Below are 20,775 nucleotides of genomic sequence, written 5' to 3'. Positions count from 1 at the left end.
GTAAGCTTTTAAAAGTTATTTCACACAGGAGTTTGTAGATGCTGGGTTTGATGCAAGACCAACCGTTGTTGATTTCGTCCCTGATCGAATTCGCCGAACGTCACCACGGCGACGGCGAAATCGTTTCGCGGCGGGTCGAGGGCGACATTCACCGCTACACCTGGGCCGACGTGGCCCGGCGTTCGCGCCAGGTGGCCAATGCGCTGGACGGCGAGAACCTGCTGTTCAGCGACCGTATCGCCACGCTGGCCTGGAACGGCTATCGCCACCTGGAGCTCTACTACGGCGTGTCGGGTTCGGGCCGCGTGCTGCACACCATCAACCCGCGCCTGCACCCCGAGCAGATCGCCTGGATCGCCAACCACGCCGAAGACCAGATCCTGTGCTTCGACCTGAGCTTCCTGCCGCTGGTGCAGGCCGTGCACGCCAAGTGCGCCACGGTGAAGAAGTGGATCGCGCTGTGCGACGCCGACAAGCTGCCGGCCGACAGCGGCATCCCCGGTCTGGTGAGCTACGAAGCCTGGATCGGCGGCCAGTCCACCGACTACGCCTGGCCCAGTTTCGACGAGAACTCCGCCTCGAGCATGTGCTACACGAGCGGCACCACCGGCAATCCCAAGGCCGCGCTCTACAGCCATCGCTCGACCATCCTGCACGCCTACGCGGCCGCCTTGCCCGACGTCATGGGCCTGTCGGCACGCGACTCGGTGCTGCCGGTCGTGCCGATGTTCCACGTCAACGCCTGGGGCATCCCGTACTCGGCCGCGCTGACCGGTGCCAAGGTGGTCTTCCCCGGCCCGGCGCTCGACGGCAAGTCGGTCTATGAACTGATCGAGGCCGAGAAGGTGACCTACGCCGCCGGGGTGCCCACCGTCTGGCAGATGCTGCTCACGCACATGAAGCCCGCGGGCCTGCGCTTCTCGACGCTCAAGCGGACGGTGATCGGCGGTTCGGCCTGCCCGCCGGCCATGATCCACGCCTTCCAGCAGGACTACGGCGTCGAGGTGCTGCACGCCTGGGGCATGACCGAGATGAGCCCGCTGGGCACGCTCTGCACGCTCAAGAACAAGCACCTGGAGATGTCGGCCGAGGCCCAGGACGCGATCCGCCTCAAGCAGGGCCGGGCGATCTTCGGTGTCGACATGAAGATCGTCGACGGCGACGGCAAGGAACTGCCCTGGGACGGCAAGGCCTACGGCGACCTTCTGGTCAAGGGCCCCTGGATCGTCAAGGAATACTTCAAGGCCGAAGGCGGCGACCCGCTGGTTCTGGATGATCAGCAGCGCGGCTGGTTCCCCACGGGCGACGTGGCGACCATCGACGCCGACGGCTTCCTGCAGATCACCGACCGCAGCAAGGACGTGATCAAGTCCGGCGGCGAGTGGATCAGCTCGATCGACATCGAGAACATCGCGGTGGCCCATCCCGCCATTGCAATGGCCGCCTGCATCGGCGTGTTCCATCCCAAGTGGGACGAACGGCCGGTGGTCGCGGTGGTCAAGCGCCCCGGCGCCGAGGTCACGCGCGAGGAGCTGCTGAAGTTCTACGAAGGCAAGACCGCCAAGTGGCAGATCCCCGACGACGTGATCTTCGTCGAGGCGATTCCGATCGGCGCTACCGGCAAGATCCTCAAGACCAAGCTGCGCGAGCAGCTCAAGGGCTACAAGCTGCCCGGACTCTGAAACCCTGTCGGCGCGGCCTTCCTGCCGAAGGGTAGGTCGGCCGTGCCGCCGGCCCTCCGCGCGGGCAGCGGCCTGAACCCTTTGCCCGCGATTCTTTTCCGTTCCATTTCATCGCAGGAGACAAAACAGTCATGAAGTTCCCGTTGCAGGCCATCGCAGCCGTCGTTCTCGTATCCGCCGCCGCAGGCGCATTCGCCCAGAAGGGCGAGACGGTCAAGATCGCCTGGCTCGACCCACTGTCCGGCCTGATGGCTGCCGTGGGCACCAACCAGCTCAAGACCACGCAGTATTTCGCCGAGGAGTTCAACAAGAAGAACCTCTCGGGCGCGAAATTCGAGATTGTCGCCATCGACAACAAGCTGAGCCCGCAGGAAACCACCAGCGCGCTGCGCTCGGCCATGGACCAGGGCGCACGCTACGTGATGCAGGGCAACGGCTCGGGCCCGGCGCTGGCGATCATGGACGCGATCGAGAAGAACAACGCGCGCAATCCGGGCAAGGAAATGCTCTACATGAACTACGCGGCGGTCGATCCCGACCTGACCAACGCCAAGTGCAGCTACTGGCACTTCCGCGTGGACGCCGACACCTCGATGAAGATGGAAGCGCTGACCACCTTCATGAAGGACCAGACCGACGTCAAGAAGGTCTACCTGATCAACCAGAACTACGCGCATGGCCAGCAGGTGGCCAAGTACGCGAAGGACAACCTCAAGGTCAAGCGCCCGGACGTGCAGATCGTCGGCGACGACCTGCACCCGCTGGCCCAGGTGCGCGACTTCGCGCCCTACATCGCGAAGATCAAGCAGTCGGGTGCCGATACCGTGATCACCGGCAACTGGGGCTCCGACCTGTCGCTGCTGATCAAGGCCGCCAACGACGCGGGCCTGAACACCGTCAAGTTCTACACCTACTACGCCTACGGCGCGGGTGCGCCGACGGCCATGGGCGCGGCCTCCGACGGCAAGGTCTTCACCGTCGGCTACGGCCACTACAACATGGGTGGCGAGATCCAGAAGAGCATCGACGGCTACAAGAAGAAGCTCAACGACGACATGACCCAGACCTCGATCCACCATGTGTTCTCGCTGCTCGACAACGCCTTCGCGCAGACCAAGTCGACCGATCCGGTCAAGGTCGCGGCGGCGCTGGAAGGCATGAAGCTCAAGAGCTTCAACGGCGAGATCGAGATGCGCAAGTCCGATCACCAGCTGCAGCAGGGCCTGTACATCACGCGCTGGGAGAAGAAGAGCGCCAAGTACCCCTACGACGCCGAGAACACCGGCTACACGCTGGCACCGGTCAAGTACTACGAGCCCTACGTGGCCAGCACCCCGACCTCGTGCCAGATGAAGCGTCCCTGAACTGGTGCACGGTGAAGTTCTACCGCGCGGTAGGATTTTTCCGTGTCTTCTGTCGCGTGGGCGATAGAAACGCTCCCGGCGAGGCGGCCGTTACGGGCATTCCCTGACGGTCCCGCCTGCAAAGGCTTGTAATCTCGCTCGCACTCAGACCAACGACCCAGGAGACAACCATGCAATTTCCAGTCAAGTTTCTCGCCGCCTCCCTGATTGCCGCCAGCGCCGCCGGCGCCTGGGCTCAGAAGGGCGAAACCGTGAAGATCGCGTGGCTCGATCCACTGTCGGGCCTGATGGCGTCGGTCGGGACCAACCAGCTCAAGACCTTCCAGTTCCTGGCCGAGGAGTTCAACAAGAAGAACGTCGCGGGCGTGAAGTTCGAGATCATCGGCATCGACAACAAGCTGAGCCCGCAGGAAACCACCAGCGCGCTGCGCTCGGCCATGGACCAGGGCGCCCGTTACGTGGTGCAGGGCAACGGCTCGGGCCCGGCGCTGGCGATCATGGATGCGCTCGAGAAGCACAACGCCCGCAACCCCGGCAAGGAAGTGCTGTACCTCAACTACGCGGCGGTCGATCCCGACCTGACCAACAGCAAGTGCAGCTACTGGCACTTCCGGCTCGATGCCGACACCTCGATGAAGATGGAAGCGCTGACCACCTTCATGAAGGACCAGACCGACATCAAGAAGGTCTACCTGATCAACCAGAACTACGCGCATGGCCAGCAGGTCTCCAAATACGCCAAGGAGAACCTCAAGGCCAAGCGTCCGGACGTGCAGATCGTCGGCGACGACCTGCATCCGCTGGCCCAGGTGCGCGACTTCGCGCCCTACATCGCGAAGATCAAGCAGTCGGGTGCCGACACCGTCATCACCGGCAACTGGGGCTCCGACCTGGCGCTGCTGATCAAGGCCTCGAACGACGCCGGCCTCAACGTCAAGTTCTACACCTACTACGCCGTGACCACCGGCACGCCGACCGCCATGGGCGCGGCCTCCGACGGCAAGGTCTACCAGGTGGGCTACAGCCACTACAACGCACCGGGCCCGATGGTGCCGCTGATGGCCGAGTACAAGAAGCGCTTCAACGACGACATGTACACCACCGCCGTCTACACCGCCTACGCGATGCTGAGCGAGGCCTTCGTTCGCACCAAGTCGACCGATCCGGTCAAGGTGGCGGCGGCGCTGGAAGGCATGAAGTTCAAGAGCTTCAACGGCGACGTCGAGATGCGCAAGTCCGACCACCAACTGCAGCAGGGCCTGTACATCACGCGCTGGCAGAAGACCGATGCCAAGAACCCCTATAGCCCGGAGAACACCGGCTACACGCTGGCACCGGTCAAGTACTACGAGTCCTACGTCTCGAGCACACCGACCAGTTGCGAGATGAAGCGGCCCTCCTGACGCGCACCCGCGCCTGAGTGTCGAGGCCCGACTTCGCAACTCGGGCCTTTTTCTTTTCACCACCGAACGGAACGATGAACGTCGAATTCTTTGTCATCTCGCTGCTCAATGGCGTCAGCTATGGGCTGCTGCTGTTCATGCTGAGCTCGGGCCTTACGCTCATCTTCAGCATGATGGGTGTGCTCAATTTCGCGCACACCAGCTTCTACATGCTCGGCGCCTACCTGGCCTACACGATCTCGGGGCTGGTCGGCTTCTGGCCGGCGCTGATCATCGCGCCGCTGGTGGTGTTCGCGCTGGGCGCGCTGTTCGAGCGCTACAGCCTGCGCCGGGTCCACAAGTTCGGCCATGTGCCGGAACTGCTCGTGACCTTCGGCCTGTCGTACCTCATTCTGGAAGTCGTGCAACTGCTGTGGGGCCGCTCGACGGTGCCCTACGGCTTGCCGACGCAGCTTCAGGGCCCGCTGTTCACGCTCTATGGCACCCAGTTCCCCAAGTCGCGTTCCTTCATCATGCTGGTCGCCATGCTGATGCTGGTGTCGGTGTGGCTGCTGCTCACGCGCACGCGCATCGGGCTGGTGATCCAGGCCGCGCTCAAGAATCCGGAAATGGTCGAAGCGCTGGGCCACAACGTGCCGCGCGTGTTCATGCTGGTGTTCGGCGGTGGCGCCGCACTGGCCGGCCTGGCCGGCGTGATCGGTGGCAACACCTATGTCACCGAGCCGGCGATGGCGGCTTCGGTGGGTTCGATCATCTTCGTGGTGGTGGTGGTCGGCGGCATGGGGTCGCTGGCCGGCGCTTTCCTGGCCTCGCTGCTGATCGGCATCGTGCAGACCTTCGCCGTGGCCATGGACTACTCGGTCGCCACCGGCCTGCAAGGCCTGGGCGTGGCCGTGACCGAGCAGACCTTCGGCTACGAGCTGATGAAGCTCACCATCTCGCAGGTCGCTCCGATCCTGCCCTACCTGTTCCTCGTGCTGATCCTGATCTTCCGCCCGAAGGGGCTCCTCGGCACCCGTGAAGACTGAGATGAAAAACCACCCCCGAAGCGCCTTCGGCGCCTCCCCCTCAAGGGGGCGATACCAGCGGCCCGGCGAAGCCGGTTCCGCGGTATCCCTGGCCCACCCCCGAAGCGCCTTCGGCGCCTCCCCCTCAAGGGGGCGATACCAGCGGCCCGGCGAAGCCGGTTCCGCGGTATCCCTCGCCTTGGGGCTTGCCGGTTTCATGTGTCGTGTGCCACGCAATGGCGTGCTGGAAAACTGAGATGAATTCACTTGCATCCGCGTCAGCGCCCGTGCGCTACCACCGCTTCAAGCCCTGGAACCTCGGCCGCATCCTGGTGTGGTCGCTGTTCGCCATCGCGCTGATCGTCGCGCCGATGCTGTTCCGCAGCAGCCTGGCGCTGACCATGCTCTCGCAGATCGGCTACCTGATCATCATCTGCCTGAGCTACAACATGCTGCTGGGGCAGGGCGGCATGCTGAGCTTCGGCCACGCGGTCTACACCGGCCTGGGCTCCTTCATCGCCATCCACACCATGAACCTGGCGGCCAAGGGCAGCATCCCGGTGCCGCTGGTGCTGATCCCGCTGGTGGGCGGGCTGGGCGGCATGTTCTTCGCGATCCTGTTCGGCTACGTCACGACCAAGAAGTCGGGCACCACCTTCGCGATGATCACGCTGGGCCTGGGCGAACTGGTGGCCTCGATGGCGCTGATGTTCCCCACCTTTTTCGGCGGCGAGGGCGGCATCACGACCAACCGGGTCTACGGCACGCCCTTCTTCGGCCTGAACTTCGGCTCGCAGATGCAGGTGTACTACCTGATCGCGGTCTACTGCTTCATCTGCACCGCGCTGATGTTCGCCTTCACCGGCACGCCGCTGGGCCGCATCCTGAACGCGGTGCGCGACAACCCCGAGCGCGTCGAGTTCATCGGCTACAACACGCAGCGCGTGCGCTACACCGCCTTCATCATCGCGGGCTTCTTCGCCGGCATCGGCGGCGGGCTGGCCTCGATCAACTTCGAGATCGTCAACGCCGCCGACAGCCTCAACGGCCTTCGCTCGGGCGGCTACCTGCTGTTCACCTTCCTGGGCGGCGCGACCTTCTTCTTCGGGCCGATCATCGGCGCGGTGCTGCTGGTGTTCGCTTCGATCCTGCTGTCCGAGCTCAGCAAGGCCTGGCTGCTGTACCTGGGCCTGATCTTCCTGTTCATGGTGATGTTCGCGCCGGGCGGCGTGGCCAGCCTGATCATGATGAACCTGCGGGTGGCCAAGTTCGGCCTCTTCAAGCCCTTCTGGAAGCTCTACGCAGGGCTGTTCGCGACCGGTGCCGTGCTGGTCGCCGGGGTGGCCAGCGTGGTCGAGATGATCTATCACCTGCAGCTCAACGCGGCCCTGGGCCCGACGGTGCGCTTCTTCGGTTTCACGCTCGACACCTCGAGTGCGACGACCTGGGCGGTGTCGATCGGGCTGATGGTGGTCGGCGGCGTGCTGCTGGAAATCGTGCGTCGCCGCTTCGTGCGCGAATGGGGCGCGGCACAGGAAGTGATCGAGCGCGAGATCAAGCGCGGGGAGACGGCATGAGCGCCACACTGAACTACGCACTGGAACTCAAGGACCTGCGCAAGAACTTCGGCAAGACCGAGATCATCCGCGGCGCCAACCTCGCGGTGAAGGCCGGCGAGCGCGTCGCGATCATCGGGCCCAACGGCGCGGGCAAGTCCACGCTGTTCAACCTCATCAGCGGCCGGCTCACGCCGACCAGCGGCGATGTGCTGCTCAACGGCCAGCGGGTCAACGGCATGCGGCCCTATGAGATCAACCGCATGGGGCTGTCGCGCAGCTTCCAGATCACCAACATCTTCCCCAAGCTCAGCGTGTTCGAGAACCTGCGCTGCGGCGTGTTGTGGAGCCTGGGCTACCGCTACACCTTCCTGCGTTTTCTCTCGAACCTCGACGATGCCAACGAGCGCACCGAGCAGCTGATGCGCCAGGTGGGCCTGGACCGCAAGCGCAACGTGCTGGCGGTGAATCTCACCTACGCCGAGCAGCGGGCGCTGGAGATCGGTGTGACCATCGCCGGCGGTGCCAACGTGATCCTGCTGGACGAACCCACGGCCGGCATGAGCACGTCCGAGACCGCGCACTTCATCGCGCTCATCAAGGAGGTGACCGTGGGTCGCACGCTGCTGACGGTGGAACACGACATGGGCGTGGTGTTCGGCCTGGCCGACCGGATCGCGGTGGTGGTCTACGGCGAGGTGATCGCCTTCGACACGCCGGCGGCGGTGCGTGCCAATGCACGCGTGCAGGAAGCCTACCTGGGTTCCTCGGTCGCCGACGCGCAGGGAGGGCACTGATGACCTTGCCCCCACGCTCATCACTTCGTGTATTCGCTGCCCCCCGAGGGGGCTGCGGCCTCCCTTGGGGCGGCCCGGCGGGACTGTTGCCCCCACGCTCATCACTTCGTGTATTCGCTGCCCCCCGAGGGGGCTACGGCCTCCCTTGGGGCGGCCCGGCGGGAGACCTGACATGTTGAAACTCCAAGACCTGCACGCCTACTACGGCAAGAGCCATGTGCTGCATGGCGTGTCCTTCGAGGTCCAGCCGGGCCAGATCGTCGCGCTGCTGGGCCGCAACGGCTCGGGCCGTTCTACCACGGCCAAGGCCATCATGGGCCTGGTGCATGCCGAGGGCGGCCTGCACTGGAAGGGCCAGGACATCCTGCGCCGCAAGGCCTACGAGATCGCGCACCTGGGCGTCGGCTATGTGCCCGAGAACCGCGAGATCTTCCCCAAGCTCACGGTGCACCAGAACCTGCTGCTCGGGCAGAAGGGCAAGGCGGCGGTCAAGTCCAGCCGCTGGTCCTTCGACGACATGTATGCGATGTTCCCGCGCCTCAAGGAGCGCCAGCACAACGAGGCCGGCGTGCTCTCGGGCGGCGAGCAGCAGATGCTCACCCTGTGCCGCACGCTCATGGGCGACCCCGACCTGATCATCATCGACGAGCCCACCGAAGGCCTGGCGCCCAAGATCGTCGAACTGGTCGGCGAGTACCTCAAGCGGCTCAAGGACCGCGGTGTGTCGGTGCTGCTGATCGAGCAGAAGCTCACCATCGCGATGCAGATCTCCGACCGCGCGCTGGTCATGGGCCACGGCAGCATCGTGTTCGACGGCACGCCCGATGGCTTGCGCGCCGACGCGGCCACCCGCAAGGAATGGCTCGAGGTTTAAGTGGAAGGGCCGGCCGCCTGCACCGCGGGCCCGGTCTTGCACGACTTGTCCCTCCAGCGACTGGGCGACATTGCCCGGTCGCTGGAAATGCCTAGAATCCCGAAAAAAAGAACACTCGTTCTTTTCGGAGACAGTCCCAGCCGGGCGCCCTGCGTCCGGGCGTGGGCGCTCCGCGGTTCATCCTCTCCAACCCTCTCATTCGAAGGAAAGCAGCATGACGGCTGAATACAAAGTGCTCGGCGAGGTCGCCGTGATCACGCTGGCCAACCCCCCGGTCAACGGCCTGGGCTTTGCGACGCGCGTGGGCATCACCGACGGGCTGGCGAAGGCGCTGGCCGACGACGCGGTGAAGTCGGTCGTCATCACCGGTGCCGGCAAGGCCTTCTCGGGCGGCGCGGACATCAAGGAATTCGGCACCGCCAAGGCGCTGCAGGACCCGAACCTGCTGAGCGTGATCCTCGCGCTCGAAGCCTCGACCAAGCCGATCGTGGCTGCTATCCACTCGGTCTGCATGGGCGGCGGCCTCGAGCTCGCGCTCGGCTGCCACTACCGTGTGGCCGCACCCGGCACCAGCGTCGCGCTGCCCGAAGTCAAGCTGGGCCTGCTGCCCGGCGCCGGCGGCACGCAGCGCCTGCCGCGCGTGCTCGGCGTGGAAACCGCACTCAACATGATCGTGAGCGGCGAGGCCGTGAAGAGCGAAGTGCTGGCCAGCCTGCCGGGCCAGAAGCTGTTCGACGCGCTGTCGGCCTCGGCCGAATCGCTGTTCGACGAGGCCGTGGCCCTGGCCAAGTCGGTCGCCGGCAAGACCGGCGATGCGCTGCCGCTGGTGCGCAACCTGCCGTGCAAGCACCCGCAGGGCGACGCCTACTTCCAGTTCGCGCGCAACATGGTCGGCGGCATGTCGAAGAACTACCCGGCGCCGTTGAAATGCGTCGATGCGGTCGAGGCCGCGGCCAAGCTCAAGTTCGACGACGGCCTGGCCGAAGAGCGCCGCCTGTTCACCGCGCTGATGTTCACGCCCGAGTCGCTGGCGCTGCGCCACCTGTTCATGGCCGAGCGTGCCGCGAGCAAGATCCCCGATGTGGCCGACGACACGGTCAAGCGCGAGATCAAGTCGGTGGCCGTGATCGGCGCCGGCACCATGGGTGGCGGCATCTCGATGAACTTCCTGAACGCCGGCGTGCCGGTGAAGATTCTCGAGATGAAGCAGGAGGCGCTGGACCGTGGCGTCGCCACGATCAAGAAGAACTACGAGGCCCAGGTCAAGAAGGGCAAGCTCAAGCAGGACAAGTACGAGCAGCGCATGGCCTTGCTGACGACCACGCTGAGCTATGACGATCTCAAGGACGCCGACCTGATCATCGAGGCCGTGTTCGAAGAACTCGGCGTCAAGGAAAAGGTCTTCGGCGAACTCGATCGCGTGGCCAAGCCCGGTGCGATCCTGGCGTCCAACACCTCGACGCTCGATGTCGACAAGATCGCCGCCTTCACCAAGCGTCCGCAGGACGTGGTGGGCATGCACTTCTTCAGCCCCGCCAACGTGATGAAGCTGCTGGAAGTGGTGCGCGGCGCCAAGACCGGCAAGGACGTGCTGGCCACCGTGATGGGCGTGGCCAAGAAGATCAAGAAGACGGCCGTGGTGTCGGGCGTGTGCGACGGCTTCATCGGCAACCGCATGATCGAGCAGTACTCGCGCCAGGCCGGCTTCCTGCTGGACGAAGGCGCGACGCCGCAGCAGGTCGACCGCGCGGTCGAGAAGTTCGGCTTCGCGATGGGCCCGTTCCGCATGGGCGACCTGGCCGGCAACGACATCGGCTGGGCGATCCGCAAGCGCCGCGCCACCGAGCGCGCCGACATGAAGTACAGCAAGACGGCCGACAAGCTCTGCGAACTGGGCCGCTTCGGCCAGAAGACCGGCGCGGGCTGGTACGACTACCAGGCCGGCAAGCGCGACGCGATCCCGAGCCAGGTCGTGCTCGACCTGATCGCGCAGCACCGCAAGGACGAAGGCATCACGCCGCGCAAGATCAGCGACGAGGAAATCGTGCAGCGCCTGGTCTACGCCCTGGTCAACGAAGGCGCGCACATCCTCGAGGACGGCATCGCCTCGAAGTCGGGCGACATCGACATGGTCTACCTCACGGGCTACGGCTTCCCGATCTGGCGCGGCGGCCCGATGCACTACGCGGGCCAGGTCGGCCTCTACAACGTGGCCGAGGCGATGAAGCGCTTTGCCAAGAACCCGCACGACGATGCGTCGTTCTGGGAACCGGCACCGCTGATCCGCAAGCTGGTGGCCGAAGGCAAGTCCTTCGCCTGACGCAAGGCCCAACGTGCTGAAGCGAGCGTTCGTCGGATTGCTGGGCATCGTCGTCGTGCTGACCGCGGCGATGGCGGTGAACACCTGGCGAACGCCGTCGCAGCAGGTGGCGGTGGCGGCCCCACCGCCCCTGGCCATCGACCTCGATGCGGCCGTGCAGCGCTTGTCGGGCGCGGTGCAGTTGCGCACGGTGTCGAGCCTGGAGAACGTGGCGCAGAGCGAGGCCGAGTTCGACAAGCTCCACGCCCTGCTGGCGCAGCAGTTCCCCAAGCTGCACGCCACGCTGAAGAAGGAAGTGGTCGGCAGCAAGGCGCTGCTCTACACCTGGGTCGGCAGCGATCCGGCCGCCGCCCCGGTGGCATTGCTCGCGCACCAGGACGTGGTGCCGATCGCGCCGGGCACCGAGAAGATGTGGACCGTCGCGCCCTTCAGCGGCACCGTGCAGGACGGTTTCGTCTGGGGCCGCGGCACGCTCGATAACAAGAGCAACCTGATGGCCCAGCTCGAGGCCGTCGAGATGCTGGTGGCCGCGGGCTTTCAGCCGCGCCAGACCGTGTATTTCGTCTTCGGCGACGACGAGGAGGTCAGCGGTCTGCGGGGCGCACTGCCCATTGCCCAGCTGTTGAAGTCGCGCGGCGTGCGGCTCGACTGGGTGCTCGACGAAGGCCTGCTCGTGCTCGACGGCGTGCTGCCCGGCCTGAGCAAGCCCGCCGCCTTGATCGGCCTGGCCGAGAAGGGCTATGCCACCTTCTTCCTCTCGCTCGACACCGCGCCAGGCCATTCCTCGATGCCGCCCGCGCACAGCGCCATCGGCCAGATGAGCGCCGCGCTGGCCCGGCTCGAGGCCACGCCCATGCCGGGCGGGATCAAAGGCGTCGCGCGTTCGATGTTCGGCACGCTGGCGCCCGAGATGGGCGGCGTCAACCGCTTCATGCTCACCAACCTCTGGCTGACCGCGCCGCTGGTGCAGGGCCAGCTGGAGAAGAGCCCGAGCAGCAACGCGATGCTGCGCACGACCACGGCCCTGACCATCGTGAAGGCCGGCAACAAGGACAACGTGCTGCCCGGCCGCGCCGAGGCGGCGGTGAACTTCCGCGTGCTGCCCGGCGATTCGCTGCAAAGCGTCGAGGCGCATCTGCGCCGCACGCTGGCCAACGACGCGATCCAGATCGAGGCGTACCCGGGCAACTCGGAGCCTTCGCCGGTGTCGCCTACCGAAGGCCGCGGCTACGCCACCATCGCGCGCTCGGTGCGCGAGGTCTTCCCCGAGGCCGTGGTGGCGCCGGGCCTCATGACGGCGGCCACCGACTCGCGGCACTTCAGCCTGGTCAGCGACGCGGTCTACCGCTTCTCGCCGCTGCAGATGAAGGGCGACGACTTGTCGCGCTTCCACGGGACCAACGAGCGCCTGGCGCTCGCCAACTACGCCCGGATGATCCAGTTCTATCACCAGATTCTGCGCAGCACCGGCCCGGCCGCGGCCGCGCAGTGACCTCTTTCCCTTCCATTCTCCAAAGGACCTCACCATGACCCGCGCCGTCATCGTTTCCACCGCCCGCACGCCGCTCGCCAAGAGCTGGAAGGGTGCCTTCAACATGACGCACGGCGCCACGCTGGGCGGCCATGCGGTGCAGCACGCGGTGGCGCGTGCCGGCATCGACGGCGCCGACGTCGACGACGTGATCATGGGCTGTGCCACGCCCGAAGGCGCGACCGGTTCCAACATCGCGCGCCAGATCGCGCTGCGCGCCGGCCTGCCCATCACCACCTCGGGCATGACCATCAACCGCTTCTGCTCGTCGGGCCTGCAGACCATCGCCACCGCGGCCCAGCGCATCATCGCGGGCGAGGGCGAGGTCTACGTGGCCGGCGGCGTCGAGAGCATCTCGTGCGTGCAGAACGAGGCCAACCGCCACATGATCACCGACCCCTGGCTGGTCAAGCACAAGCCCGAGATCTACTGGAACATGCTGCAGACCGCCGAGCAGGTGGCCAAGCGCTACAACATCGGCCGCGATGCGATGGACGAGTACGGCGCCGCCAGCCAGCAGCGCGCCACCGCCGCGCTCGAAGCCGGCCGCTTCAAGAACGAGATCGCCCCCATCACCGTGCTGGCCGGCGTGGCCGACCCGGTGCTGGGCCTGCGCACCAAGGAAGTCACGGTCGAGAACGACGAAGGCATCCGCGCCGGCACCACCAAGGAAGGCATCAGCGGCATCCGCTCGGCCATGCCCGGCGGCCTGATCTCGGCCGGCAACGCCAGCCAGTTCTCCGACGGCGGCGGCGCCTGCGTGCTGGTCGACGAAGCCTATGCCGAGCGCAAGGGCCTGAAGCCGCTGGGCCGCTTCCTCGGCTTCGCGGTCGCGGGCTGCGAACCCGACGAGATGGGCATCGGCCCGGTGTTCGCGATCCCCAAGGTGCTGAAGAAGCTGGGCCTGACGGTCAACGACATCGACCTGTGGGAACTCAACGAAGCCTTCGCGGTGCAGGTGATCTACTGCCGCGACAAGCTGGGCATCCCGGCCGACCGCCTCAACGTCGACGGCGGCGCCATCGCCGTGGGCCATCCCTACGGCGTGAGCGGCCAGCGCCTCACGGGCCACGCACTGATCGAAGGCAAGCGCCGCGGCGCGAAGAAGGTCGTGGTCACGATGTGCATCGGCGGCGGCATGGGCGCTGCGGGCGTGTTCGAAGTGATCTGATCTTCGCGCCGCAACGGCCAGGAAGAGGCCGCGTCGGGCATCCAGCCCGGCGCGGCCTTTTTCATGCGGGTCCCGAGGGGCGCGCGTCTACGCGGAATGCGCCCAGTTGGCCATCAGCGTGTTCGACGGCAGGTTTTCGTCGAGCAGCTTGCGCGCGGTCTCCACGCCGGCCACGGGCAGTCCGGTCGGGTCGAGCTTGCCGATCTGGACCAGCACGCTGGCCTGATCCCAATAGATGTGCTCGTGGTAGAGCTTGTCGCCGCGGAACTTCACGATGGCGACGAGCGGGATCTCCACGCGCTTGCCGGTCGGCGGCACGCCGGGCAGCAGCCAGTCGATCTCGCAGCTGTGGGTGAAGCAGAACAGCATCTCGTCGACGATCTGGCTGGTGCCGACGGTGCGTGAGATCGGGATCAGCGTGGTGTCGGGCGGGTTCGCATCGACGAAGTGGTGGTGGTAGAAGCGCGACAGCAGCTTGTGGCCCACACCGCCGGTCATCGTGGGGATGTGGTTGACGTAGGGCTCGGCCACCATCGTGGCCATGGTGGCCTCGACATCGCGGGTGGCGAATTCATGCTCGCAATGCTTGTCCCACAGCGCCGAGAAATCGCAGTGCGGCCCCAGCACCTTGCGGAAGGCAGCAATGCTGCGCTGATGCGCCATCAGGGCCGAGGGTTTGTGGAAGTGCTCGCTGCCGGTGCGGGCGAAGGCATGGTCCGCGCCGGGGTAGACGTAGAGTTCCACGCCGACGCGTCCCTGCAGGGCCTGCAGGATCGCGCTGCGCGCTGCCGGCGGACAGAAGCCGTCCTGCTCGGCGATGTGCAGCACCAGCGGCTTGCCCGTCAGGGCCTGCGCCTCGTCCAGCGCCTGTTCGATGCCGACGCCGTAGTAGGCCACGGCCACATCGCAGTCGGTGCGGCAGGCGGCGAGGTAGGCCAGCTTGCCGCCCAGGCAGAAGCCGAGGACGCCCGCCTGTCCCGCGAAGGCCGGCAGCGTCCGCAAGGCGTCCAGCGTGGCCTGGATGTCTTCCACGCCCTTGGCCTCGTCGAAGCCTTTGTAGAGCGCCAGCGCGCGGTCGAACTGCGACTCTTCGAGTTCGATGCCGGGTTCCTGGCGCCAGAAGAGATCGGGCACCAGCGCGACGTAGCCTTCCTCGGCGTAATAGTCGGCCAGCTCGCGCATCGTCTTGTTGACGCCGAAGATCTCCTGCGCGATGACGATGCCCGGGCCCTTGCCCGCGGCGGGCAGGGCGAGGTAGGCGCCGAATTCGCCGCTGCCGTCGGTGGCGCGGATCGTCATGCGGCTCGCATGCATCTCGGGTCTCGTGCTCATGGGGTGATGTCTCCTTGTGCTTGCAATGTGGTGTAGCGGCCGTCGGCATAGAGCAGCGGCGCATGGCGGCCCGGGTGCAGTTGCACGGCCTTGATCTCGCCGATGATCACGGCGTGGCTGTGCGCGACCATCATTTCGTCGACGACGCAGTCGAAGGCCACCAGTGCGTCGCGCAGGATGGGGGCGCCCGTGGTCAGGGTGTCCCACAGTCCGGCCTCGAACAGGTCGCCCGCGCCGGGCCCGGCGCCGCCGAAGCGCCCCGCCAGATCGGCATGGTGCGTGGCCAGCAGGTTCACGCTCATGCGTCGGCTTTCGGTGATGCCGCGGAAGGTGCTGCCGTTGAGGTTGATGCAGGTCAACAGGCGCGCGGGCTCCGCCGACAGTGCCGTGACGGCCGTGGCCGTGAGGCCCGTGAGCCGCTGTCCGTCGGTCGTGGCGACGATGCAGACCGCGCCGGCGAGCCGGCGCATGGCCAGGCGGAAGTCGGCCGGCGGCAGGCAGGCGGACCGGCGCAAGACCTGCAGCGGGGGCAGGGCGATGGGCGCTTCGACCATGCTCATGCGGCCTCCTCGGCCGGGGCGACCTGTGCAAGGTAGGCATCGGCCAGGTCCGGGCGCATGAAGAAGTTCGCGTAGTCGGTCGGATCGTTGAAGCCGTTGACGATGCGCCGCGCCACCGCGGGCGAGGCCGCGGCGCTGCCCAGCAGCCGCATCACATGCGGGGGCGGCGCCGCCAGCATGGCGTTGGTCCAGCCGCTCACATGCGTGCCGTAGCCGTTCCAGAAGCCTTCGAAGGTGTCTTGCATGAAGCGCTCGTCGAATGCTGCCCGGCCCTGCGCGACGATGGCGGTCTCCACCGCATGCGCGAACTTCGCTGCGTTGTTCGAGCCCTGGCCGGTGATCGGGTCGTTGAGCATCACCGCATCGGCCATGCCCATCACGAGCCGGCCGCTGGGCAGGCGTCCGACGGGCTTGCGCACGGTCGGCGGGAACGCGCCGCTGAGGAGGCCGTTGGCGTCGGTGAGTTCCACCTGGGTGCAGCGCGCGGCCTCCCAGGGCAGGAAGCATTGCAGGATATCCAGCGAGCGCGCCAGGTGCTCCGCGGGGCTGCGAACGTCGGCCCAGCAGTCCATGGGGCCGCCCGGGATGCCTTCGAACACCATGATCTCGCAAGAGCCGCTGTGCGTGAGCGCGGGGAAGACGAAATACTCGCCCACGCCCGGGATCAGGTTGAGGCTCACCGCGCTGTGCTCCTCGCGCGGCCGCATGCCGTGCACGTAGGTGAGGGCCAGGGCGCGCTGGGGCCGGTCGTAGGGGCTGCGATCGGCGTCGCGCTCGAACATCCTGGCGATGGCGCCCTTGCCGGCGGCCACGATCACCAGGTCGTGTTCGCGCGTCCACTGCTCCAGGTCCTCGATCTCGGCGTCCTTGAAGAGCAGTTGGCCGCCGCGCTGGCTGAAGGTCGCCATCCAGGCCGGCACCTTGATGCGCTGATCGACCGACTGCGCGACATGGTCGAGCCGGTGGCTCCAGCTCAGAGCCTTCACGCCCGCCTGCTCGGGATGGGGCACGGCGAAGGAAATGCCCTCCACCGGCGGGCAGTCCTGTTCCCAGAAGGCGAGGCCGCGGTCGCGCTCCAGTTGCAGGCTGTCGTGGAACATGCATTGGCTGGACATGACCTTGCCGCCGCGGATGTCGTCCGCCGAGCGGTTCGACACGACAGTCACGGCGTAGCCCCGGGCCTGCAGGCCCAGGGCGAGTTGCAGGCCGGACTGGCCGGCGCCGACGATGAGGATGTTGCGCATGGGATGTCTCCAGTGGGTGGGGGGTGCGGCTCAGGCCATCAGCTTCGGAATGGCGGGCTCGAAGGACTCCGGCCCCATGGCCGAGTAGCCGCCGTCGACGGCGTAGTCCGCCCCGGTGACGAAGCTGGCGTGGTCGGAGCACAGGAACAGCACCACCTGCGCGACTTCCTCTGGGTCGCCCACGCGGCGCAGCATGTGGAAGGGGGCGGCCACGCGATCGGTCTTGTCGCGGTCGCCGTCGGTGAGCTGGTTCATGATGGCCGACCAGGTCCAGCCGGGCGAGACGCTGTTGACGCGGATGTTGTCCGGCGCCAGGTCCATGGCCATGCTGCGCGTGAGTTGCACCAGCGCGGCCTTGCTGGTGGGATAGAGCCAGCGGCCGGTCTGCGCCACGCCGGAGGAGATGCTGGTGAAGTTCACCACGGCGCCGCCACCGCCGCGGCGCAGGTGCGGCAGCACCGCCTGCAACATCACGACGGCGCTGGCCACGTTCACGTTCAGCGCCGTGAGCCAGTCCGAGCGCGGCGATTCGATGCCGTTGTCGACGTAGCTGCAGGCCAGGTTGACCAGGAAGTCCACCCGGCCGAAGCGTGCAGCCGTCTGGTCGGCGCAGGCCCGGACCTGGGCGTCATCGGTGATGTCGGTGCGGCGGAACCACACCTTGTCGTCACCGCCGCAGCTGGCGGCGACGCGGGCGCCGCCCTCGGCATCGATGTCCGCGAGCGTCACCCGCACCCCGGCCTCGTGCAATGCGCGCACCACCCCCGCCCCGATGAGGGTCGCCCCGCCGGTCACGATCGCCACCTTGTGTTGCAAGCCCTTGAACATCACCGTCTCCTTCTGTCGTTGGGATGAGCCGAACGATAGGCAGGGCAGGGGGCGCGCAGGGGCCGGAAAACGCAGCGCGAATCCCGAATGCGCAGCTCTTTGCCGGACGCTCCGGGCCGGCCCCGATGTGCACCGGGCGGCCTTTTGATAGATTGGCATCACCATGCTGGCTCGGCCCCTTTCGCTGCCCCTGTCGCGCTTCAGCCTGTTCCACACCCGCGATGTGGACCAGGCGCGCGAAAGCGTGGCGCGGGTGTTCTGCCCGCACGTGCTCAACACCTGCCACCCCCGCGATGCACTGGACGCCCGCCATCACAGCGCGCCGCTGGGTGTGGATGCCAGCCTCAACTACGTGCAGTACGGCCCGGCTGTGGAGATCGACCCCGGCCATCTGGGCAGCTTCTACCTGCTGCAGATTCCGTTGCGCGGCGGCGCCAACGTCTGGTGCGGCGGCAAGGAGGTGCGGGCCGACCGCACCATGGCCTCCCTGCCATCGCCGATGGAGCCCCTGCGCATGCGGTGGGCCGACGACAGCCCCCACCTGATCGTGCGCTTCTCGCAGGCCGCCGTGCTCACGCAACTCGCGCAGCTGGCGCAGTGCGAAGTGCAAGGTGCGCCGGTCTTCGAACCCGGCGTGCGGCTGGACGAACCGGGCGTGGCGCCCGCCGTGGCCTTCGTTCGCTACCTGTGCGAGGCGCTGGACGGCGACCCGAACTTTGCCGGCTCGGCGTTGGCCCGCCAGGCGGAAAGCTACCTGATCTCCACCTTGCTGCTGCAGTTGCCGCACAGCCACCGGCCGGTGCTCGACGCCTCGGCCCGGCGTGCCCTGCTGCCGCGCACGGTGCGCCGGGCCCAGGAGTTCATGCGTGCCCATGCGGCGGAACCGTTCACGCTGGTCGATCTGTGCCGCCATCTGGGCGTGAGCGCGCGGGGCCTGCAGCAGGCTTTCGCGGCCGCCACCGGCGAAAGCCCGATGACCTGGTGGCGGGGACTGCGCCTGGACCGGGTGCGCGAGGAACTGGTGAGCGGCGCGGTCCACGGCGTGCCCGGCGGCCTGACCAGGCTCGCCGAGCGCTACGGCTTCTTCCATGCGGGCCATTTCGCGGCCCACTATCAGCGGCGCTTTGGCGAGCGGCCGGGCGATACGGCGCGTGTCTTCAAGGAGTCAGGGCCTGCGCATTGATTCCAGTACATTGACCGGCTTGTCTTCTTCCAGCACGGCACGGCCATGACGTTTCGCCCCACCCTCGACTTCCTCCTCTACGACTGGCTCGACGCCGAGTCGCTCAATCAGAACGAGCGTTTCGCGGACCATTCGCGCGAAACCTTCGACGCCGTGCTCGACACCTGCGAGCGCATCGCGCGCGAGAAGTACGCGCCGGCCAATCGCATTGTCGACACGCAGGAGCCCCGCTTCGACGGCGAGAAGGTGATCCTGCCGCAGGCCACGCACGACGCCCATGCGGCCTTCGCGGGCTCTGGCATGCTCAGCGCCGCGCAGGATTACGAGATCGGGGGCATGCAACTGCCCTACACGGTGCAGTCGGCCGCCAACGCCTTCTTCGCGATGGCCTCGGTCAGCATCGGCTCGAACATGCTGACCAGCGGCAACGCCAACCTGCTGATGGTGCACGGCACGCCGATGCAGCAGGAGGTGTTCGCGAAGAACGAGTTCTCGGGCCGCTGGGCCGGCACCATGTGCCTGTCGGAGCCGCAGGCCGGCTCGTCGCTGAGCGATGTCGCCACGCGCGCCGTCCCTGACGGTGCCGATTTCCAGGACGACCCGCTGGGCCCGCGCTACCGCCTCACGGGCAACAAGATGTGGATTTCGTCCGGCGACCACGAGCTGACCGAGAACATCGTGCACATCGTGCTGGCCAAGATCCCCGACGCCGACGGCAAGCTGGTGCCGGGCACGCGCGGGATCTCGCTGTTCATCGTGCCGAAGAGGATGGTGGAGATCAAGAACCCTCTCCCGCAGGCGGGAGAGGGGGCGAATGGCAGCGTGAGCGTCACGCTGGGAGATCGGAACGACGTGGCGCTGGCCGGCCTGAACCACAAGCTGGGCTGGCGTGGCACCACCAACACGCTGCTGAACTTCGGCGAGGGCAAGTACCCGGTCGACGGCAAGGCCGGCGCCGTGGGCTACCTGGTCGGGCAGCCCGGCAAGGGCCTGCACTGCATGTTCCACATGATGAACGAGGCGCGCATCGCCATCGGCATGGCGGCCTCGATGCTCGGCATGGCCGGCTACGAAGCCTCGCTGGCCTATGCCAAACAACGCCCGCAGGGCCGCCCCGTGGGCCCGGCCGGCAAGGACGCGGCCAAGCCGCAGGTGCGCATCATCGAGCACGCCGACGTGCGCCGCATGCTGCTCGCGCAGAAGTCCTATTGCGAAGGCGCGCTGGCGCTGCAGCTCTACTGCGCGCGGCTCGTCGACGTGCAGAAGACCGGCGACGCACAGGCGGCCGACGAGGCGCGGCTGCTGCTGGAGGTGCTCACGCCCATCGCCAAGAGCTGGCCCAGCGAGTGGTGCCTCGAGGCCAATTCGCTGGCCATCCAGGTCCATGGCGGCTACGGCTACACGCGCGATTTCCCGGTCGAGCAGTACTGGCGCGACAACCGCCTGAACATGATCCACGAGGGCACGCACGGCATCCAGGCGGCCGACCTGCTGGGCCGCAAGGTGCTGATGGAAGAGGGCCGCGGCATGGCGCTGCTGGCCGCACGCATCGCCGAAACGGCCGCGCGCGCGGCCGCCGTGCCGGCGCTCGCGGCCGACGCCAAAGCCCTGACCGAGGCGCTCGCCCAGGTCGAGGCCGCCACCCGCGCCGCCTGGTCGACCGGCGATCCGGGAGAAGCCCTCGCGAACGCGGTACCCTATATGCAGGCTTTCGGCCATACCGTGCTGGCGTGGATCTGGCTCGACGTTGCACATCGCTCCCTTCAGGGCGATGCGGCAGCATCGACGCCGGCCACTGTCGGCAGGCTCGGGGCCGCAAGCTATTTCTATCACTACGAACTGCCGAAAATCGGCGCCTGGCTCCATGTGGTCGAGACCCGAGATCCCACATGCGCCCAAATGCCCGAGGAAGCATTCTGATGA

The 20,775-nt window shown here is 66.9% G+C and carries 16 protein-coding genes; 12 read left to right on the top strand and 4 right to left on the bottom strand.

What is annotated here, in order from left to right:
• Nucleotides 1–38: 38 nt before the first annotated feature.
• From ACSFBC_RS14795 to ACSFBC_RS14750, 10 genes are all read left to right on the top strand, one after another.
• Nucleotides 39–1,682 (top strand): 3-(methylthio)propionyl-CoA ligase, encoded by a 1,644-nt coding sequence (locus ACSFBC_RS14795; RefSeq protein WP_435511074.1) that lies wholly within the window; start codon nucleotides 39–41, stop codon nucleotides 1,680–1,682.
• Between the two features lie 131 nt (nucleotides 1,683–1,813).
• Nucleotides 1,814–3,046 (top strand): branched-chain amino acid ABC transporter substrate-binding protein, encoded by a 1,233-nt coding sequence (locus ACSFBC_RS14790; protein ID WP_435511073.1) that lies wholly within the window; start codon nucleotides 1,814–1,816, stop codon nucleotides 3,044–3,046.
• Between the two features lie 170 nt (nucleotides 3,047–3,216).
• Entirely contained in the window at nucleotides 3,217–4,449 is a 1,233-nt protein-coding gene (locus ACSFBC_RS14785; RefSeq protein ID WP_435511072.1) for a branched-chain amino acid ABC transporter substrate-binding protein, read from the top strand.
• A gap of 74 nt (nucleotides 4,450–4,523) precedes the next feature.
• Complete coding sequence (locus tag ACSFBC_RS14780) at nucleotides 4,524–5,477, top strand: branched-chain amino acid ABC transporter permease (RefSeq protein WP_435511071.1); 954 nt, start codon at nucleotides 4,524–4,526, stop codon at nucleotides 5,475–5,477.
• 236 nt (nucleotides 5,478–5,713) lie between these two features.
• Nucleotides 5,714–7,033 (top strand): branched-chain amino acid ABC transporter permease, encoded by a 1,320-nt coding sequence (locus ACSFBC_RS14775; RefSeq protein ID WP_435511070.1) that lies wholly within the window; start codon nucleotides 5,714–5,716, stop codon nucleotides 7,031–7,033.
• Entirely contained in the window at nucleotides 7,030–7,809 is a 780-nt protein-coding gene (locus ACSFBC_RS14770) for an ABC transporter ATP-binding protein (RefSeq protein WP_435511069.1), read from the top strand. The genes ACSFBC_RS14775 and ACSFBC_RS14770 overlap by 4 nt, the downstream gene beginning before the upstream one ends.
• A 172-nt stretch (nucleotides 7,810–7,981) precedes the next feature.
• On the top strand, nucleotides 7,982–8,683 hold the full coding sequence (locus tag ACSFBC_RS14765; protein WP_435511068.1) for an ABC transporter ATP-binding protein: 702 nt from the start codon (nucleotides 7,982–7,984) through the stop codon (nucleotides 8,681–8,683).
• 214 nt (nucleotides 8,684–8,897) lie between these two features.
• Entirely contained in the window at nucleotides 8,898–11,003 is a 2,106-nt protein-coding gene (locus ACSFBC_RS14760) for a 3-hydroxyacyl-CoA dehydrogenase NAD-binding domain-containing protein (RefSeq protein ID WP_435511067.1), read from the top strand.
• 13 nt (nucleotides 11,004–11,016) lie between these two features.
• Nucleotides 11,017–12,495 carry a M20 family peptidase gene (locus tag ACSFBC_RS14755; protein WP_435511066.1) on the top strand — a complete coding sequence of 493 codons (1,479 nt, stop codon included), beginning with the start codon at nucleotides 11,017–11,019 and terminating at the stop codon, nucleotides 12,493–12,495.
• 34 nt (nucleotides 12,496–12,529) lie between these two features.
• Complete coding sequence (locus ACSFBC_RS14750; protein WP_435511065.1) at nucleotides 12,530–13,705, top strand: acetyl-CoA C-acyltransferase; 1,176 nt, start codon at nucleotides 12,530–12,532, stop codon at nucleotides 13,703–13,705.
• Between the two features lie 87 nt (nucleotides 13,706–13,792).
• On the opposite strand, the gene ACSFBC_RS14745 is transcribed toward ACSFBC_RS14750, so the two are convergent.
• Genes ACSFBC_RS14745 through ACSFBC_RS14730 form a run of 4 tightly spaced genes read right to left on the bottom strand, consistent with a single transcriptional unit; the run spans nucleotide 13,793 to nucleotide 17,669 of the window.
• A complete protein-coding gene (locus tag ACSFBC_RS14745) occupies nucleotides 13,793–15,004 on the bottom strand; it encodes a dienelactone hydrolase family protein (RefSeq protein WP_435511187.1) in 1,212 nt (403 codons plus the stop codon).
• 29 nt (nucleotides 15,005–15,033) lie between these two features.
• Nucleotides 15,034–15,597 (bottom strand): flavin reductase family protein, encoded by a 564-nt coding sequence (locus tag ACSFBC_RS14740; RefSeq protein WP_435511064.1) that lies wholly within the window; start codon nucleotides 15,595–15,597, stop codon nucleotides 15,034–15,036.
• Nucleotides 15,594–16,841 (bottom strand): styrene monooxygenase/indole monooxygenase family protein, encoded by a 1,248-nt coding sequence (locus ACSFBC_RS14735; RefSeq protein ID WP_435511063.1) that lies wholly within the window; start codon nucleotides 16,839–16,841, stop codon nucleotides 15,594–15,596. The genes ACSFBC_RS14740 and ACSFBC_RS14735 overlap by 4 nt, the downstream gene beginning before the upstream one ends.
• A 30-nt stretch (nucleotides 16,842–16,871) precedes the next feature.
• Complete coding sequence (locus ACSFBC_RS14730) at nucleotides 16,872–17,669, bottom strand: SDR family oxidoreductase (protein WP_435511062.1); 798 nt, start codon at nucleotides 17,667–17,669, stop codon at nucleotides 16,872–16,874.
• A gap of 163 nt (nucleotides 17,670–17,832) precedes the next feature.
• Here ACSFBC_RS14730 and ACSFBC_RS14725 point away from each other — a divergent pair, with 163 nt between their 5' ends.
• Nucleotides 17,833–18,852: an AraC-like ligand-binding domain-containing protein gene (locus tag ACSFBC_RS14725; RefSeq protein ID WP_435511061.1), complete on the top strand. Its 1,020-nt coding sequence runs from the start codon at nucleotides 17,833–17,835 to the stop codon at nucleotides 18,850–18,852.
• Nucleotides 18,853–18,897: 45 nt separating this feature from the next.
• Nucleotides 18,898–20,772 (top strand): acyl-CoA dehydrogenase, encoded by a 1,875-nt coding sequence (locus ACSFBC_RS14720; RefSeq protein ID WP_435511060.1) that lies wholly within the window; start codon nucleotides 18,898–18,900, stop codon nucleotides 20,770–20,772.
• Nucleotides 20,773–20,775: the final 3 nt, after the last annotated feature.

The sequence above is a fragment of the Variovorax frigidus genome (assembly GCF_051216515.1).
In the GTDB taxonomy this organism is placed as follows: Bacteria; Pseudomonadota; Gammaproteobacteria; order Burkholderiales; family Burkholderiaceae_C; genus Variovorax.
The sequence above is the reverse complement of the archived record's forward strand: the minus strand, read 5'-3'. Positions and strand labels throughout refer to the sequence as shown.

Excerpts from the sequence above, each read along its gene's own strand:
- ACSFBC_RS14775 (WP_435511070.1), top strand. The coding sequence starts at position 5,714 with ATGAATTCACTTGCATCCGCGTCAGCGCCCGTGCGCTACCACCGCTTC.
- ACSFBC_RS14730 (WP_435511062.1), bottom strand. The coding sequence starts at position 17,669 with ATGTTCAAGGGCTTGCAACACAAGGTGGCGATCGTGACCGGCGGGGCG.
- ACSFBC_RS14765 (WP_435511068.1), top strand. The coding sequence starts at position 7,982 with ATGTTGAAACTCCAAGACCTGCACGCCTACTACGGCAAGAGCCATGTG.
- ACSFBC_RS14770 (WP_435511069.1), top strand. The coding sequence starts at position 7,030 with ATGAGCGCCACACTGAACTACGCACTGGAACTCAAGGACCTGCGCAAG.
- ACSFBC_RS14720 (WP_435511060.1), top strand. The coding sequence starts at position 18,898 with ATGACGTTTCGCCCCACCCTCGACTTCCTCCTCTACGACTGGCTCGAC.
- ACSFBC_RS14745 (WP_435511187.1), bottom strand. The coding sequence starts at position 15,004 with ATGACGATCCGCGCCACCGACGGCAGCGGCGAATTCGGCGCCTACCTC.
- ACSFBC_RS14740 (WP_435511064.1), bottom strand. The coding sequence starts at position 15,597 with ATGAGCATGGTCGAAGCGCCCATCGCCCTGCCCCCGCTGCAGGTCTTG.
- ACSFBC_RS14795 (WP_435511074.1), top strand. The coding sequence starts at position 39 with ATGCTGGGTTTGATGCAAGACCAACCGTTGTTGATTTCGTCCCTGATC.
- ACSFBC_RS14790 (WP_435511073.1), top strand. The coding sequence starts at position 1,814 with ATGAAGTTCCCGTTGCAGGCCATCGCAGCCGTCGTTCTCGTATCCGCC.
- ACSFBC_RS14780 (WP_435511071.1), top strand. The coding sequence starts at position 4,524 with ATGAACGTCGAATTCTTTGTCATCTCGCTGCTCAATGGCGTCAGCTAT.
- ACSFBC_RS14785 (WP_435511072.1), top strand. The coding sequence starts at position 3,217 with ATGCAATTTCCAGTCAAGTTTCTCGCCGCCTCCCTGATTGCCGCCAGC.
- ACSFBC_RS14735 (WP_435511063.1), bottom strand. The coding sequence starts at position 16,841 with ATGCGCAACATCCTCATCGTCGGCGCCGGCCAGTCCGGCCTGCAACTC.
- ACSFBC_RS14750 (WP_435511065.1), top strand. The coding sequence starts at position 12,530 with ATGACCCGCGCCGTCATCGTTTCCACCGCCCGCACGCCGCTCGCCAAG.
- ACSFBC_RS14725 (WP_435511061.1), top strand. The coding sequence starts at position 17,833 with ATGCTGGCTCGGCCCCTTTCGCTGCCCCTGTCGCGCTTCAGCCTGTTC.
- ACSFBC_RS14760 (WP_435511067.1), top strand. The coding sequence starts at position 8,898 with ATGACGGCTGAATACAAAGTGCTCGGCGAGGTCGCCGTGATCACGCTG.